The organism is Bacteroides sp. 51, from assembly GCF_010500965.1.
GTDB lineage: Bacteria > Bacteroidota > Bacteroidia > Bacteroidales > Bacteroidaceae > Bacteroides.
In genome coordinates this window covers 1-14,053 of sequence record NZ_QVMI01000027.1, presented here as the reverse complement: position 1 = coordinate 14,053, position 14,053 = coordinate 1, and the positions used below count along the sequence as shown (strand labels likewise).

The window sequence follows — 14,053 nt, the reverse complement described above, 5'->3', positions numbered from 1 at the left end:
ATAGTCATGAGAAAATATATTGTTCTTTTCTTTATCCTTCTTTTAGGGGTTAATACTGCCTCTTCCCAGGATAAAAGTGTGACCATAAAGCTATATCACACCACTGATGTTCATGGAAATTTCTTTCCTTTCGACTTTATAAATAATCGGCCCAGCAAAGGAAGCTTTGCCCGCGTAAGTACATTTATGAACGAGCAGCGCCTCGAATTTGGCGATCGTGTGCTCCTGTTAGATGGTGGCGACCTATTGCAAGGGCAGCCCTGCGTGTATTACTCTAACTTTGTAGATACCAAATCCACCCACCTGTGTGCCGAAGTGATGGGCTATATCGGTTACGATGCCGCTGCTATGGGAAATCATGACATTGAAACCGGCCATGCCGTTTATGATCGCTGGATTAAAGATTGTTCCTTTCCGGTTCTTGGAGCTAATATATTGACCAAAGACAGCAAACCCTATATCCCCCCTTATCATATCTTCGTGAAAGATGGAGTCAAAATAGCTGTTGTCGGCATGCTGACCCAGGCCATTCCGGCATGGCTGCCCGAGAATCTTTGGGAAGGATTGCGCTTTGCCGATATTGAAGATACGGCACGCCAACTTTTACCTATTATTCAGGCAAAAGAAAAGCCGGATTTAATCGTAGGTCTTTTCCATACCGGAGTACAGTCTGGTGAGGTTGCCGGCTTTAAAGAAAGTGTAGGACTTGAAGTAGCTCGCCAGGTCCCTGGATTCGATATCGTTTTCTGCGGACACGATCATACGCCTTTCAATGAAAAGATTCTAAATATAGCAGGAGATTCCGTACTGGTAATCAATCCCGCTAACGCAGCCAATCGGATAAGCGATGTGGCTGTACAAGCCATACTCAAAGAGGGCAAGCTCGTAAGTAAGACCATCACCGGCAAATTAGTTGATATCTCAGAAATAGAACCCGATGAGGCATATATGCGCTACTTTGCCAAAGCCTACCAGCAAACGGCCGATTATGTAAACGAAGAAATCGGTGAGTTTACCGAAACCGTATCCGTGCAGGATGCTTTCTTTGGCCCATCCGCATTTATTGATCTGTTGCACGATTTGCAGTTGAAGTTAACTAAGGCAGAGATATCCCTTGTAGCCCCTTTGTCGATGAACTCAGAAATCAAAGCAGGCAAGGTGTACATGCGCGATATGTTTAACCTGTACAAATATGAAAATCTGCTTTATACCATGATGCTTACGGGCAAGGAAGTACGCGAGGCTTTGGAATATTCAGCCGGTCTTTGGTGTAACCAGATGAAGTCTGAGGATGACCACCTGTTGCGTATCGAACAGAACTCATATAATGACCGGTATCGTTTTGTAAAACCTTTCTTCTCTTTTGATTCTGCTGCGGGAATACGCTATACCATAGATGTAACGAAACCGGTAGGGGAGCGTGTGCAGATTATCTCTATGGCCGATGGTGATCCGTTTAATGAAATGAATACCTATCGTGTGGCTATAAACTCCTATCAAGGTAGCGGAGGCGGTGGTATCCTGACCGAAGGATCGGGCATTCCGCGTGAGAAACTGACTGAACGTATTGTGTTCTCTACGGATAAGGATTTGCGTTTTTATCTGGCCGAGGAAATTAAAAAGGCCGGCATTGTTACCCCCAAATCATTCAATCAATGGAAATTTATTCCTGAGGCTTGGGTAGAAAAGGTTGCCAAGCGCGACTATAAACTGCTATTTGGAGAAAATTAATTAATCAGATATATTTTAAGTTTTAATCTATTTATTACAATTAATCTTATGAACAAGTATTCTATTCAGTCATTCATTCAGGAGACTGCACAAAAAGATGAAAGAAACGATTTATTCGAATTGGAAAAAGAGTATTTACTTGAGCTGAATATCAAGAATCAAACAGTAATGATTAAAAAAGGCGCTATGGTTGCCTATGACGGAGATGTAAAGTTTGAACGCGAAGGTATGTTGAGTAAAGGTGTGGGCAATCTATTAAAGAAAGCGATAAGCGGTGAAGGTACTTCAATGATGAAAGCTACCGGAACCGGAAGAGTATACGTGGCCGACTATGCAAAGAAGATCCGTGTACTTTATCTGGAAAACGAAACGATCAATGTAAACGGAAACGATGTGTTGGCTCATGAAGAAAGCCTTAAATCTGATGTGAAACTGATGAAAAGTATGGCCGGAGTTGTGGGCGGTGGTTTATTTCAGGTGCATTTAAGTGGTACCGGTCATGCAGCTATCTGTACACATGGCGATCCTTTGACATTGCTCGTTAAACCGGGTAAACCTGTATATACAGACCCTAATGCTACTGTAGCATGGTCAGGCAATCTTACTCCAAAGATCAAAACAGACATTTCATTCAAAACATTAATTGGTCGCGGTTCAGGCGAAAGCTTCCAGTTACAGTTCGAAGGTGATGGTTGGGTGATTGTACAACCTTATGAAGAAACTTACGGCACTGCCGAGTAATGAACAAAATACATGTATGACATGACTATAGGGGCAGACACAAGGCCTGCCCCTACAACTATGACATTATGAAGGCACCACCTCGCCGGTCCTGATACCTCTTCCTATACTCTTTAGGTGTTATTTCCATTTCCTTATGAAAGGCCTTAGAGAAATGGAATGGATCATAATAATTAAGCCGGAAAGCAATCTCCTTTATTTTTAGTTCGGTGAATTGCAGGTAGCTGCATGCCCGTTGTATCTTCAACTGGTTATAATATTCTATGGGCGAGAACGATGTTCGTTGCGAGAATAACGTATTTAATCGTGACCCCGAATAACCTACCGCCTGTGCAATATCTTCCAGAATAATTTTATTCTCCAGATTCTCCTTCATATATATAATAGTTTTCTGTACCACATCATCTTCCCTTACCTGTTTAATCTCCCGATATTGAGATACGTACTTCAATGAAGCCATAAAATGCATCAGACAGAAAGTGATATATTCCAGATTCTCAGGGCTGTACCCCATATTAAGATTCTGATATAACTCGTTGAATAGCTGTATACGATCTTGATATCTGCTCTTATCCGATTCTTCCAGATAACAAGTCCTACCTATAATGGAACGAAACATATCTATATTATCTCCCTGAAAGTGAAGCCAATATATACTCCAGGGGTCGCGAGCATCCGCTCCATACGCATGCTTTTCGTTAGCGGGAATGATAAAGAAACTATTTTCTTTGAGACGATGCCTGCCGTCGGCATAATCTATCCATCCCTGCCCCTTCTCGCAATAGATAAAAACATACTCGTTTGTTCCATCCTTGCGCTCCCGGTAATGGTATTTCGCATTTGGATAATAGCCAATATGAGTTACATACATCTGCCGGGTGATTTTATTTTCAGCCAGATATGTCCTTATATTATATGGAGTGACGATTGCCCGTTCACCTTTAAAACCATCTGCAAGCATGTTTTCGATCATAATTTCCCTCCGAATTTATTATTTTGCTAAGATAGTCGTTTTTTACATGTTTTGCAATCCTTCTTACATTTTTTACTTCTCCGTTTACCTGTACTTTTGTCCTGTCATTAAATCAATTACCACATGCGAAACGGAAATACACACAGTAAAGGCTATTTATTGCTCATTACATTAGTGTCTGCTATGGGCGGACTTCTCTTCGGCTACGATTGGGTTGTTATCGGTGGAGCCAAAATATTTTATGAACCTTTCTTTGGGCTTGAAGGCTCGGCTGCGATGCGCGGATGGGCCATGAGTAGTGCATTAATAGGATGTTTGGTCGGTGCTCTACTGGCTGGTGCCTGGAGTGACCGCTACGGACGGAAAAAAATGTTGATCATTGCTTCGGCGCTGTTTACCATCTCGGCTTATGGAACAGGAGTGGTGGACAATTTCTCTTGGTTTATTATTTACCGCATAATTGGTGGGTTTGGTATTGGTATCGCTTCCAATATTTCACCGATTTATATTGCAGAAGTATCACCTGCATCGGTCAGGGGACGGTTTGTTTCCTTAAATCAACTAACAATTGTAATTGGCATCCTGGCGGCGCAGCTTGCCAACTGGCAGATTGGCGACTACTTTATGCCGGATAAAGATGTACTTTCTCCACATAGTATAGACTGGGCATGGCGTTGGATGTTCTGGGCAGAACTAATCCCGGCGGGATTGTTTTTCATCCTTTCCTTTGTGATTCCCGAAAGTCCCCGCTGGTTGGCTATAAACAGCAAACAGGATGCAGCGCGTAAGATTTTCGCCCGCATTGGTGGACAGACTTATGCAGATGCCGAGTTGAAAGAAATTGCTCTTTCTCCCCAGACGCAAGAGAAGAACAACTGGAAAGCACTCTTGCAACCCAATGTACGTAAAGTGCTGATTATCGGTATTGTACTTTCTGTATTCCAACAATGGTGTGGTATCAATGTTATCTTTAATTATGCACACGAAATATTCTCCGCGGCAGGTTACGCTGTTTCCGACGTTCTGATGAATATCGTGGTGACCGGTGTAACGAATCTGATCTTTACGTTTGTAGCCATTTATACCGTCGACCGTTGGGGACGCCGTGCATTGATGTATGTCGGTTCCATTGGATTGGCTGGCATCTACGCTATATTGGGCGCCTGTTACTTTTTCGAGGTGAGCGGTTGGCCGATGCTTCTATTGGTTGTGATGGCTATTGCTTGTTATGCCATGTCTCTTGCTCCGGTGGTGTGGGTAGTGCTTTCCGAGATATTCCCCACTCGCATTCGTGGTGCCGCTGTGGCTGTGTCAACCTTCTTTCTGTGGCTGGCATCCTTCGTCCTTACCTATACATTCCCGTTGTTGAATGAATATCTGAATGCTTCGGGCACATTCTGGGTATATGGTGCAATTTGTTTCGCCGGATTCCTGTTTATACGTTCACAGCTTCCCGAAACGAAAGGGAAATCATTGGAAGAGATTGAGAAAGAATTAATTAAGTAGCTAGAAGTTAGTAGTTCTTGACTTCTGACTCCTAAAATAAATAATTTATGGAAAAGATTACCGATTACCTGATCCAACCCCAAGTAACAGAAAAGGGCGTGGTCAGGGCATGGGAAGAGACTGTTATGCTTCCCACCTACGAGATTGGCGAAGAAGAAAAGAACCCTATATTCCTTGAGAAACGTGTATATCAGGGAAGTTCAGGGGTAGTGTATCCGTATCCTGTTGTTGAAAAGGTATCGGACGATAAAGTAGATAAACCATACAAGGTACTCTTTATCGAGAATGAGTATATCAAGGTGATGATATTGCCCGAGCTGGGTGGACGTATCCACATGGCATACGACAAGGTAAAGCAACGTCATTTTGTTTATTACAACCAAGTCGTTAAGCCGGCGCTTGTTGGCTTAACAGGTCCTTGGATCTCCGGGGGGATTGAGTTTAACTGGCCACAACATCACCGCCCAAGTACGTTTTTGCCTACGGATTATTATATCGAAGAGAATGCCGATGGTAGTGTAACCGTATGGTGTAGCGAAGTAGAGCGTATGTTCCGTACCAAGGGAATGCAGGGGTTTACCCTTCATCCGGGCAAGTCGTATATTGAGATCAAGGTGAAGGTGTATAACCGTACATCCTTTCCGCAAACCTTCCTATGGTGGGCAAACCCTGCCGTAGTGGTGAACGACGGATATCACTCGGTGTTCCCACCCGATGTACATGCTGTGTTCGATCATGGCAAGCGCGATGTATCCAATTTCCCTATCGCCACTGGAGTGTACTATAAGCAAGATTACTCTGCCGGAGTGGATATCTCGAAGTATAAAAACATACCTGTGCCCACTTCTTACATGGCTGTTCAGTCCAGGTTTAACTTCGTAGGCGGATATGAGGCCGATGTCAATGCCGGTCTTCTGCATGTGGCCGATCATCACGTATCCCCCGGTAAAAAACAATGGACCTGGGGTAACGGTGATTTCGGACAGGCGTGGGACAGAAACCTGACCGACGAAGACGGTCCGTACATTGAGCTGATGACCGGTGTCTATACCGACAATCAGCCCGACTTTACCTGGTTGCAACCAGGCGAAGAAAAGTCGTGGGTACAGTACTTTATGCCTTACTCCGAAGTCGGTTATGTGAAGAACGCTACTAAAGATGCTGTTGTCAATGTAGAAATTCAGGACGGCAAAGCGCATATCATTCTTTATACCACAGGCGAGTATAAGAATCTGCGTATTGTATTAAAAGATATAGACGGACAGGTCTTTGTAGATGATTACGCCCATACATCTCCTGCCGAGAGCTATTCCAGAACCATTCAGGTGGGTAATAAGCTACCGGAAGAACTTATCTTTACGCTTTATGATGCTACCGGCAGAGAAATGTTGTCCTACCAGGCCGATAAACCGGAGATTAAACCAACGCCCGATCCGGCACGTGCAGCCAAAGATCCGAAAGATATTGCTTCAATGGAGCAGCTGTATCTCACTGGCTTACATCTGGAACAGTATCGCCATGCCACCTATAACCCTGCCGATTATTATCAGGAAGCTTTACGCCGTGAACCAGGCGATAGCCGCTGCAATAATGCTATGGGATTACTTCTTATGCGTAAGGGGCAGTTTGCAAAAGCAGAACCTTACTTCCATAAAGCAATCGAAACCCTGACCGAACGTAGCCCTAACCCGTATGATGGTGAGGCCTATTATAATCTGGGTTGGAGCTTGAAGATGCAGGGGCAACTTGATAAAGCATACGATGCCTTCTATAAATCGACCTGGAATGCTGCCTGGCAAGACCCTGCATATTTGGCACTTGCCCAAATAGATGTAGCGCGCGGGCAGTGGGAAGATGCTCTTGATAGAATAGACCGTAGCCTGATTCGCAACTGGCATAACCATAAAGCACGTCAGTTGAAGGCTTCTATCCTGAGACACCTGGGGATGAAGGCTTCTGCCTTGTCTCTGATTGAAGAATCGTTGAAGATTGATAAATTCAATATGGGATGCCGTTTCGAGAAATATCTGCTTACAGACAATGCAAAAGATCTCAATACCTTCTTATCCATGATGCGTGGCGCCGTGCATACTTATATTGAATATGCGCTGGACTATGCTGCTGCGGGACTGTATGATGAGGCTACACAACTCCTGTCGTATGCCATCGCTGATCCGGAGAAGGTGTATCCTATGGTTTATTATGCATTGGGCTATTTCGCTTCCTGTTCCGGCGACGAGGCAAAAGCATTGGAGTATTACCGCAAGGCTTCCGGAATGTCTCCTGAAAAGTGTTTCCCCAACCGTATTGAAGAGGTGAATATTCTGCAAGACGCTATTCGTCTGCAACCTACCGATGCTTATGCACCTTATTATCTGGGTAACTTCTGGTATGCTGCCCGTCAGTACGATGAGGCTACTGCCTGTTGGGAAGCGTCTTATCAGTTAAACGATACATTCCCCACTGTATTGCGAAACCTGTCATTGGCTTATTACAATAAATACAATAGGAAAGCCGAAGCCCGTGAATTGCTGGAAAAGGCTTTTGCTTTGGACGAAACAGATTCCCGTATCCTCATGGAGCTTGATCAGCTTTACAAGAAAATGGGATTATCATCTGCCGATCGCCTTGCCTTCCTTGAAAAGTATCCGGTTTTGGTAGAACAACGTGACGACCTATGCATTGAAAGGATTTCACTGTACAACCAGCTTGGCAAATATAAAGAGGCTATGCAACTGATCGACTCCCGTACATACCATCCGTGGGAGGGGGGAGAAGGTAAGATCACCAAACAATACGTGGTGTGTCGTATAGAATTGGCTAAACAAGCCATGCAAGCTCAGGATTATGCCACTGCTGTCCGTCTGCTGAATGAAACCGATGCCTATCCGCACCATCTGGGCGAAGGAAAACTGGCGAATGCCGAAGAAAATGATATCGATTACCTGAAAGGCGTGGCGTACCGTGCTCTCGGTGCCGAAGAGAAAGCCGTATATTACTTCCATAAAGCGACTATCGGCTCTTCCGAACCGCAACAGGCATTCTATTATAATGACCAGCAACCCGATAAGATATTCTATCAGGGACTTGCATGGGCAGCTTTGGGAGAAACCGATAAAGCCAAGAGCCGTTATAATGCGCTGATTGATCATGGTAAGAAGCATCTTTTCGATCAATGCCGGATAGATTACTTTGCTGTTTCCTTGCCCGACCTGGCTATATGGGAAGACGATCTGAACATCCGCAACCAAATTCATTGCCACTATGTAATCGGTCTTGGAGAACTTGGACTTGGTCATACCGAAGAAGCCAAAACCTATTTGAGTAAGGTACTTGACCTGGATTCCAATCACATGGATGCCCGGTTGGTATTCGAAAGCATTAGATAAGGTATGTTACTTTTTTGAACTACACACTGTAGGGAGGGTGTGTCATAAGCATATTTCGTTACGTCATTGCGAGTCGCCACTATATTAAAATATAGAACTATTTGATAATGACAATATCCACCCCCTGCCCCCGCCAGCGGGGGATACGATGCCGCAGGTATCCCCCGCTGGCGGGGGCAGGGGGTGGATATTGTAATTGGTAGGGTTTACCCGAAGCAATCCAGCTCACAAAGCGTATAACCTGGATTGCTTCACTACGTTCGCAATGACGAAGTGTATTCAACCCACTTATGACACACCGCCTTAACGGCGCTAGGTGTATTACCCAATGAGGAGTGTTAAATAAATGATTCGCCTTTGCTTCTTTACCAAATATTGGTAACTTTGGTGAAAAATGAAATAGTCATGAGAAGAAATACATCTGTAGCACTTGGAAGTTATTTTGAGAGTTTTGTAGAAAACAAAATCTCTCAGGGGCGCTACAAAAATGCCAGTGAAGTTATTCGGGCTGGTTTGCGTCTTCTGGAAGAAGAAGAAAATCGTTTGTCGGCTCTTCGCAGTGCTATACAAGAAGGTATGGATAGTGGCGTAGCTACGGACTTCGATCCCAGAAAGCACCTTGAATCTTTAAAGGTACAAAGAGTGAATGGCTAAATATCGTTTAACCCACAAAGCTGTGGAAGATTTATCGAACATCTGGAACTATACACTAGATACCTGGTCCGAAAGACAAGCCGATTTATATTATGAAATGCTCATTACTTTCTGCGAAGAAATAGCCGAAACCCCTACATTAGGAAAAAAATACAACGATGTTGCGGAAGGTATATATGGCTTAAAAGCTAATAAGCACATCATATTCTACCATATTTTGTCTGATGATGAAGTTGAAATCATAAGAATACTGCATGGTAGTATGGATATCAAAAACAGAATGATATTTGAAGATCAGACAAAAGATCTGTGTGAGGGCGAGGAAGGTATTTCACATGGGATGTTACACGAAGATTTTATCGGATGGTAATCCGAAATGTTTGGAAACGATATCTTAAATCAGGAAATAAGCAACTGTTCCCTTTCCTTTTTCTTCTCCCTGAGTTGGCTATTCAAATCTACCCTGTTTACATGGTGGGAAATTTATAGAGTGAAAGTCCTTTAATCTTCTGTATGAAGAATTGTGTGTAACATTCTGTTGTTATAAATCGGATTGATTATCTTTGTCTTTACTTAATACAGAGCATTATGAACAGATTGTTGCGTAAGCTTCCTATAGGGATACAGACTTTTGAGAAAATACGGATAGGCGATTATCTATATGTGGATAAAACAGCAATGGTATGGGAGTTGGCTCAGACCGATAGTCCTTATTTCCTTAGTCGTCCCCGGCGATTTGGCAAAAGTCTTCTAATCAGCACTTTCGAATCATATTTCCAAGGACGTAAAGACCTATTCGAAGGACTGGCTATTGAAAAGCTGGAAACTGATTGGATAGAATATCCTATACTTCATCTGGATCTGAATGCTGAGAAATATGACGCACCTGAACGACTAGGTATTATATTGGAGCGCCATATTGTACAATGGGAAAAATTATATGGTACAGAGAGTGGGGAGGAGTCTTATTCTGCCCGCTTCTATGGCATCATTCGCAGAGCATACGAGCAGACTGGAAAAGGTGTAGTAGTGCTCATTGATGAATATGATAAACCCCTCTTGCAGGCTATATTGAATGAGGAACTGGCTAACGCATACAAACAAACGCTCAAAGCCTTTTATGGGGTACTTAAAAGTGCCGATCGGTATTTACGATTCGTATTCCTAACAGGAGTAACTAAGTTTGCGCAAGTCAGTGTGTTTAGTGATCTGAATCAACTACAGGATATAAGTATGAGATTGCATTATGCAGAGGTTTGTGGTATTACAGAAAAAGAGCTTGTCGAAGTATTCACTCCAGAGTTGGAGAAAATAGCACAAAATAATGATATGTCATTGGCTGAAACTGTAACTACCATGACAGCTATGTACGATGGTTATCACTTTCACCAGCAAGGTGCAGGCATGTTCAACCCATTCAGTGTGCTAAATGCATTGGAGGCGTGTGAGTTTAATAATTTCTGGTTTCAGACCGGAACTCCAACATATTTAGTTGAATTACTAAAAGATAGTGATTACGATTTGCGTCTACTGATAAATGGTGTAGATGTAGATCTTGATGGCTTTTCGGAATATCGTGCAGATGCCAACAATCCACTTCCAATGATTTACCAAAGCGGTTATCTAACTATAAAGGCTTATGATAAGACGTTTAGGTTATATACATTAGCGTTTCCCAACGATGAAGTTCGTTATGGTTTTATGAAGTTTTTGGTGCCTTATTATACTGCTGTGACAGAGAATGAAACAGGTTTTCATATCAGCCATTTTGTTAAAGAGCTATATGCTGGTGATATACCCTCATTCATGGAACGTCTCAGAGCTTTTTTTGCCGGCATTCCATACGAACTCAACGATGAAACCGAGCGGCATTATCAGGTTATTTTTTATTTGGTGTTTCGCCTCATGGGCCAATTTGTCGACACAGAAGTACGTAGTGCCAAAGGACGTGCCGATGCTATAGTAAAAACCAAAGATCGCATTTATATTTTTGAATTTAAGCTAAATGGTAGTGCCGAAGAAGCTCTTCAACAAATAAACGAGAAAGGATATTTTGAACCCTATACTATAGATCCTCGTGCAAAAATAAAAGTCGGAATAGATTTCAGTAAAGAGAAACGAAATATTAACAATTTTATCATTGAGGAAGAAAGAGGCTAGAATTTGCTTTATAAGATCATATTGCCATAGTCAGCGTGCTGGCGGTAGTGGCAAGTGGCCAGTGGCCAGGCTGTAGTTATCCAACCCCAGGTCTTTTCCGGTAGACATTTTGAATAAGCCTGCAAGGAATATTGTCATTTAAACTGTTGTTGTTTTATAATTATTCATATCTTTGTAATTGTGTGAAATCGCACAATAAGCTTATGTTTTGATTATTAATTATGGATATTAGCACAATTATAGATACGTCTCCCAACGCAATACTCAAAGGTATTGCCGAAAGAGTTAAAGAAAGAAGGTTGGAAAGGAACCTTACTCAGAGAGCTTTTGCTAAGCGTGCCGGAGTGGGGTATGATGCTTATCGTAAATTTGAGAGTACAGGAGAAATCACACTCCATAATCTGGTTCTATGTGCTATTTTATTAGATGATGTAGAGGGTTTCTTTGAATTATTTACAAAGAAATCATACCAAAGTATAAATGACTTATTAAAAACGAAAGAAGTAAAGAAAAGAAAGAGAGGGGTGCGTAATGAATGAGATAAAAGTTGTTGATATTTTTATGAATGAAGTAAAAGTCGGACGAATGGCTTTGACTCCCGATTCTCTTTGCGCTTTTGAATACGATTCAGCTTATCTTATACATGGAGAATCTATATCTCCCTTTCATCTTCCACTTAAATCGGAAGTATTCATAGCAAAACGTAATCCGTTTAATGGTAACTTTGGTGTATTTGATGATAGTTTACCTGATGGTTGGGGAAACCTTATATTGGATAGGTATATTAAGAGTAGAGGTTTTGATCCGGTAAAGTTAACTATTCTTCAACGACTGGCATTGGTGGGTAGTACAGGAAGAGGGGCATTAGAATATCGGCCCGATTATAGTGAGTCGGTTATGGATGACATGGTTAATTTCGATAACCTTGCTGCCGACGCCGAAAAGATATTGACCTCTGATTATGCCGGCGATTTGTAAATGATATGATGGCCGTAGCTGATAGGGTAGGTTTAAATAAGCTACGGTCAAAACAAATTATTGAGCAAGTAAACACATTGACTAAAGAGAACATCAAGTAACCTCTTTCCTCAGCCCCGCTATCAAAAACCGTCCCGGTGCTTTTATACTGTTCCATTCCGTGTGGTACAGCATACTCCATACCTTCGTACCCATTCGTCCGTAGTCTGATAGTTGCAGAATAGCATTCACCTCTTGCGGATTATTCACTTTCAGCTGTTGCAGCCGCTCCATTAGTCCCTTTAAATTATGCGTCTGTTTATTCAACGCATACTCCGGCGGAGCCTTAACAGAAGAATTTCCTCCTCCTTCCTCCTTCTCGCCCTCTCTCGGCAAAGTGCCGGGAGAGGGTTTGGGTGAGGTTGTATTCTCTTCTTTCCTCTGCTCTTCTTTTCTCTCCTCTCCTTGCAATGCATCCGCATCGGTGCTTTTGCTGGTTTTCAGCCACTTAGTCCCTGCTGCTCGGCGGCACTGTTCGCTCTTTGCTGCGCGTTTGCTATCAAGGGGCTGCATCCGGTCGACTAGTCCTGGCGAGTAGAACAGTTCTCCCTCGATGGCAAATAGAGCATAATCCATGATGATCCGCCTCACTACGGCTCGAGTGGTCTTCACCCTCCGGGCCAACATGTCCAGCATACTCAATTTACCTTTATAATCTGTTTGCTGACGTAGAAACTCCAGCAGAAACCAATACACACCATATCCGCGGGCACCTTCGGTCTCGATTAAAATCATTAGTTTAATGTTGTTTCCCGCCGTAGCATCATGCGGAAAATACTGATCATTCTTCATATTTACAATTAGACAATTTACGATTAGACGATTTAAGTTACTCTTGAATCAACGGTCTACGGCATCGTGACTTTCAACTTTCAACTTTCAATTTTCAACTGATACATCATAACACGGGCACGCTTTTGCCGATACCTCGTTATGTCCCAACACTCGTTTAATTGCGAACAAGCTTTTTAATCCCTCTATCAATCTCACTATCGCCTCCTTTTGCGCTTCCGTGCGTGTATCTTTCGGATTTCCTTGTTTGTCCGTTCCGCCAATATACGCCACCCCAATGGCCGTATAGTTCCACCCTTTGCAGTGGGCGCCGGCTTGCGATAATGCCCGTCCTTCCTCTACGCGTCCATCCTGGTGAATAATAAAATGATACCCTATCTCGCGGAATCCCCTTTCCCGGTGGTAGCGATCAATATCCTCGCGTGTCAAGACCCTTTCTGCCGGTGTTGCTGTGCAATGTAGCATAATATACTTCCACATCATACAATAGGCCTCCATTCCAAGAAGTTTTCTACTTGTAAGGAACGCCAGCCTTGGGCATCTACGTCCCAGTACACAATGGCTCCCTTAATGTTTTCTATGCTCATGGTTTTGCCGAATGTCCGTTCATAGTAGATCAACGTTCCCATAGCCAGCCGGAATTCCCCGTTTTGCTTCTTGTAAGCAATGGCTGCATGTCCGTGTAGCATATGTTCAATGAGTTGTTCCAGTCGTTCTACCATCCATTGTGCACATATTTCCGTATAGCCTTTTTCAAGCATAATGCGAAACTTCAGCCGTTCTTTCATAAGGGGCTTGCCCGATAATTTTTTTCTTTTCTTCATTGTTCTTTCTGGATTAAAACACTGTTCAAATTTGGTCCGGACCATTGATGTAAATGGCCGGATGATAAATAGTAAATGGTCGGATGATTTATAGTCGATCATCCGACCCTTTTCTGCAAGCAAAGTAAAGTAGTCTTTACTATAATGCATTTGCACAATTTTACATGCCTGTATGTTCTTGCTTATATTACTTTCGCATTGATAATTATAAATAACAATTATGAAAAAAGATCAAAAACAAAAAGGAAGTAAAAACGTCACAGTGA

General features: G+C 42.8%; 13 protein-coding genes. 9 read left to right on the top strand and 4 right to left on the bottom strand.

All coding sequences use genetic code 11. The features are described from left to right. Positions 1-6 precede the first annotated feature (6 nt). Both D0T87_RS17600 and D0T87_RS17595 read left to right on the top strand, forming a co-directional pair. Complete coding sequence (locus D0T87_RS17600) at positions 7-1,731, top strand: bifunctional UDP-sugar hydrolase/5'-nucleotidase (RefSeq protein ID WP_163176438.1); 1,725 nt, start codon at positions 7-9, stop codon at positions 1,729-1,731. 48 nt (positions 1,732-1,779) lie between these two features. Continuing rightward, positions 1,780-2,472 (top strand): AIM24 family protein, encoded by a 693-nt coding sequence (locus D0T87_RS17595; RefSeq protein WP_163176437.1) that lies wholly within the window; start codon positions 1,780-1,782, stop codon positions 2,470-2,472. 58 nt (positions 2,473-2,530) lie between these two features. Here the strand turns inward: D0T87_RS17595 and D0T87_RS17590 are convergent, their stop codons facing one another. Further along, the gene (locus D0T87_RS17590) at positions 2,531-3,445 is read right to left on the bottom strand and encodes an AraC family transcriptional regulator (protein ID WP_203558723.1); all 915 of its coding nucleotides are present in this window, start codon (positions 3,443-3,445) and stop codon (positions 2,531-2,533) included. A 123-nt stretch (positions 3,446-3,568) separates the two neighbouring features. On the opposite strand from D0T87_RS17590, the gene D0T87_RS17585 reads away from it, so the two are divergent. From D0T87_RS17585 to D0T87_RS17555, 7 genes are all read left to right on the top strand, one after another. Then, positions 3,569-4,951 (top strand): sugar porter family MFS transporter, encoded by a 1,383-nt coding sequence (locus tag D0T87_RS17585; RefSeq protein ID WP_163176436.1) that lies wholly within the window; start codon positions 3,569-3,571, stop codon positions 4,949-4,951. 47 nt (positions 4,952-4,998) lie between these two features. Continuing rightward, complete coding sequence (locus tag D0T87_RS17580) at positions 4,999-8,340, top strand: DUF5107 domain-containing protein (protein WP_163176435.1); 3,342 nt, start codon at positions 4,999-5,001, stop codon at positions 8,338-8,340. 405 nt (positions 8,341-8,745) lie between these two features. Further along, a complete protein-coding gene (locus D0T87_RS17575) occupies positions 8,746-8,994 on the top strand; it encodes a type II toxin-antitoxin system ParD family antitoxin (RefSeq protein WP_163176434.1) in 249 nt (82 codons plus the stop codon). Further along, entirely contained in the window at positions 8,987-9,364 is a 378-nt protein-coding gene (locus D0T87_RS17570; protein WP_163176433.1) for a type II toxin-antitoxin system RelE/ParE family toxin, read from the top strand. The genes D0T87_RS17575 and D0T87_RS17570 overlap by 8 nt, the downstream gene beginning before the upstream one ends. A gap of 218 nt (positions 9,365-9,582) precedes the next feature. Continuing rightward, positions 9,583-11,154, top strand: a complete 1,572-nt coding sequence (locus D0T87_RS17565; protein ID WP_163176432.1) for an ATP-binding protein — start codon at positions 9,583-9,585, stop codon at positions 11,152-11,154. A gap of 221 nt (positions 11,155-11,375) precedes the next feature. Next, a complete protein-coding gene (locus tag D0T87_RS17560) occupies positions 11,376-11,693 on the top strand; it encodes a helix-turn-helix domain-containing protein (RefSeq protein WP_163176431.1) in 318 nt (105 codons plus the stop codon). Beyond that, on the top strand, positions 11,686-12,132 hold the full coding sequence (locus D0T87_RS17555; protein WP_163176430.1) for a HipA N-terminal domain-containing protein: 447 nt from the start codon (positions 11,686-11,688) through the stop codon (positions 12,130-12,132). Before D0T87_RS17560 ends, D0T87_RS17555 begins: the two co-directional genes overlap by 8 nt. A 93-nt stretch (positions 12,133-12,225) precedes the next feature. Here the strand turns inward: D0T87_RS17555 and D0T87_RS17550 are convergent, their stop codons facing one another. The 3 genes from D0T87_RS17550 to D0T87_RS17540 form a co-directional block, all read right to left on the bottom strand. Beyond that, a complete protein-coding gene (locus D0T87_RS17550; protein WP_163176429.1) occupies positions 12,226-12,963 on the bottom strand; it encodes a Lin1244/Lin1753 domain-containing protein in 738 nt (245 codons plus the stop codon). A gap of 87 nt (positions 12,964-13,050) precedes the next feature. After that, positions 13,051-13,461 (bottom strand): N-acetylmuramoyl-L-alanine amidase, encoded by a 411-nt coding sequence (locus D0T87_RS17545; RefSeq protein ID WP_239063752.1) that lies wholly within the window; start codon positions 13,459-13,461, stop codon positions 13,051-13,053. Continuing rightward, positions 13,443-13,787 (bottom strand): SH3 beta-barrel fold-containing protein, encoded by a 345-nt coding sequence (locus D0T87_RS17540; protein ID WP_163176428.1) that lies wholly within the window; start codon positions 13,785-13,787, stop codon positions 13,443-13,445. The genes D0T87_RS17545 and D0T87_RS17540 overlap by 19 nt, the downstream gene beginning before the upstream one ends. Between the last annotated feature and the right edge of the window lie 266 nt (positions 13,788-14,053).

What these genes read in the sequence shown, in the direction of transcription:
- D0T87_RS17585 (WP_163176436.1), top strand. Translation starts at nt 3,569, where the DNA reads ATGCGAAACGGAAATACACACAGTAAAGGCTATTTATTGCTCATTACA.
- D0T87_RS17545 (WP_239063752.1), bottom strand. Translation starts at nt 13,461, where the DNA reads ATGGAGGCCTATTGTATGATGTGGAAGTATATTATGCTACATTGCACA.
- D0T87_RS17600 (WP_163176438.1), top strand. Translation starts at nt 7, where the DNA reads ATGAGAAAATATATTGTTCTTTTCTTTATCCTTCTTTTAGGGGTTAAT.
- D0T87_RS17555 (WP_163176430.1), top strand. Translation starts at nt 11,686, where the DNA reads ATGAATGAGATAAAAGTTGTTGATATTTTTATGAATGAAGTAAAAGTC.
- D0T87_RS17540 (WP_163176428.1), bottom strand. Translation starts at nt 13,787, where the DNA reads ATGAAGAAAAGAAAAAAATTATCGGGCAAGCCCCTTATGAAAGAACGG.
- D0T87_RS17550 (WP_163176429.1), bottom strand. Translation starts at nt 12,963, where the DNA reads ATGAAGAATGATCAGTATTTTCCGCATGATGCTACGGCGGGAAACAAC.
- D0T87_RS17590 (WP_203558723.1), bottom strand. Translation starts at nt 3,445, where the DNA reads ATGATCGAAAACATGCTTGCAGATGGTTTTAAAGGTGAACGGGCAATC.
- D0T87_RS17575 (WP_163176434.1), top strand. Translation starts at nt 8,746, where the DNA reads ATGAGAAGAAATACATCTGTAGCACTTGGAAGTTATTTTGAGAGTTTT.
- D0T87_RS17595 (WP_163176437.1), top strand. Translation starts at nt 1,780, where the DNA reads ATGAACAAGTATTCTATTCAGTCATTCATTCAGGAGACTGCACAAAAA.
- D0T87_RS17580 (WP_163176435.1), top strand. Translation starts at nt 4,999, where the DNA reads ATGGAAAAGATTACCGATTACCTGATCCAACCCCAAGTAACAGAAAAG.
- D0T87_RS17560 (WP_163176431.1), top strand. Translation starts at nt 11,376, where the DNA reads ATGGATATTAGCACAATTATAGATACGTCTCCCAACGCAATACTCAAA.
- D0T87_RS17565 (WP_163176432.1), top strand. Translation starts at nt 9,583, where the DNA reads ATGAACAGATTGTTGCGTAAGCTTCCTATAGGGATACAGACTTTTGAG.
- D0T87_RS17570 (WP_163176433.1), top strand. Translation starts at nt 8,987, where the DNA reads ATGGCTAAATATCGTTTAACCCACAAAGCTGTGGAAGATTTATCGAAC.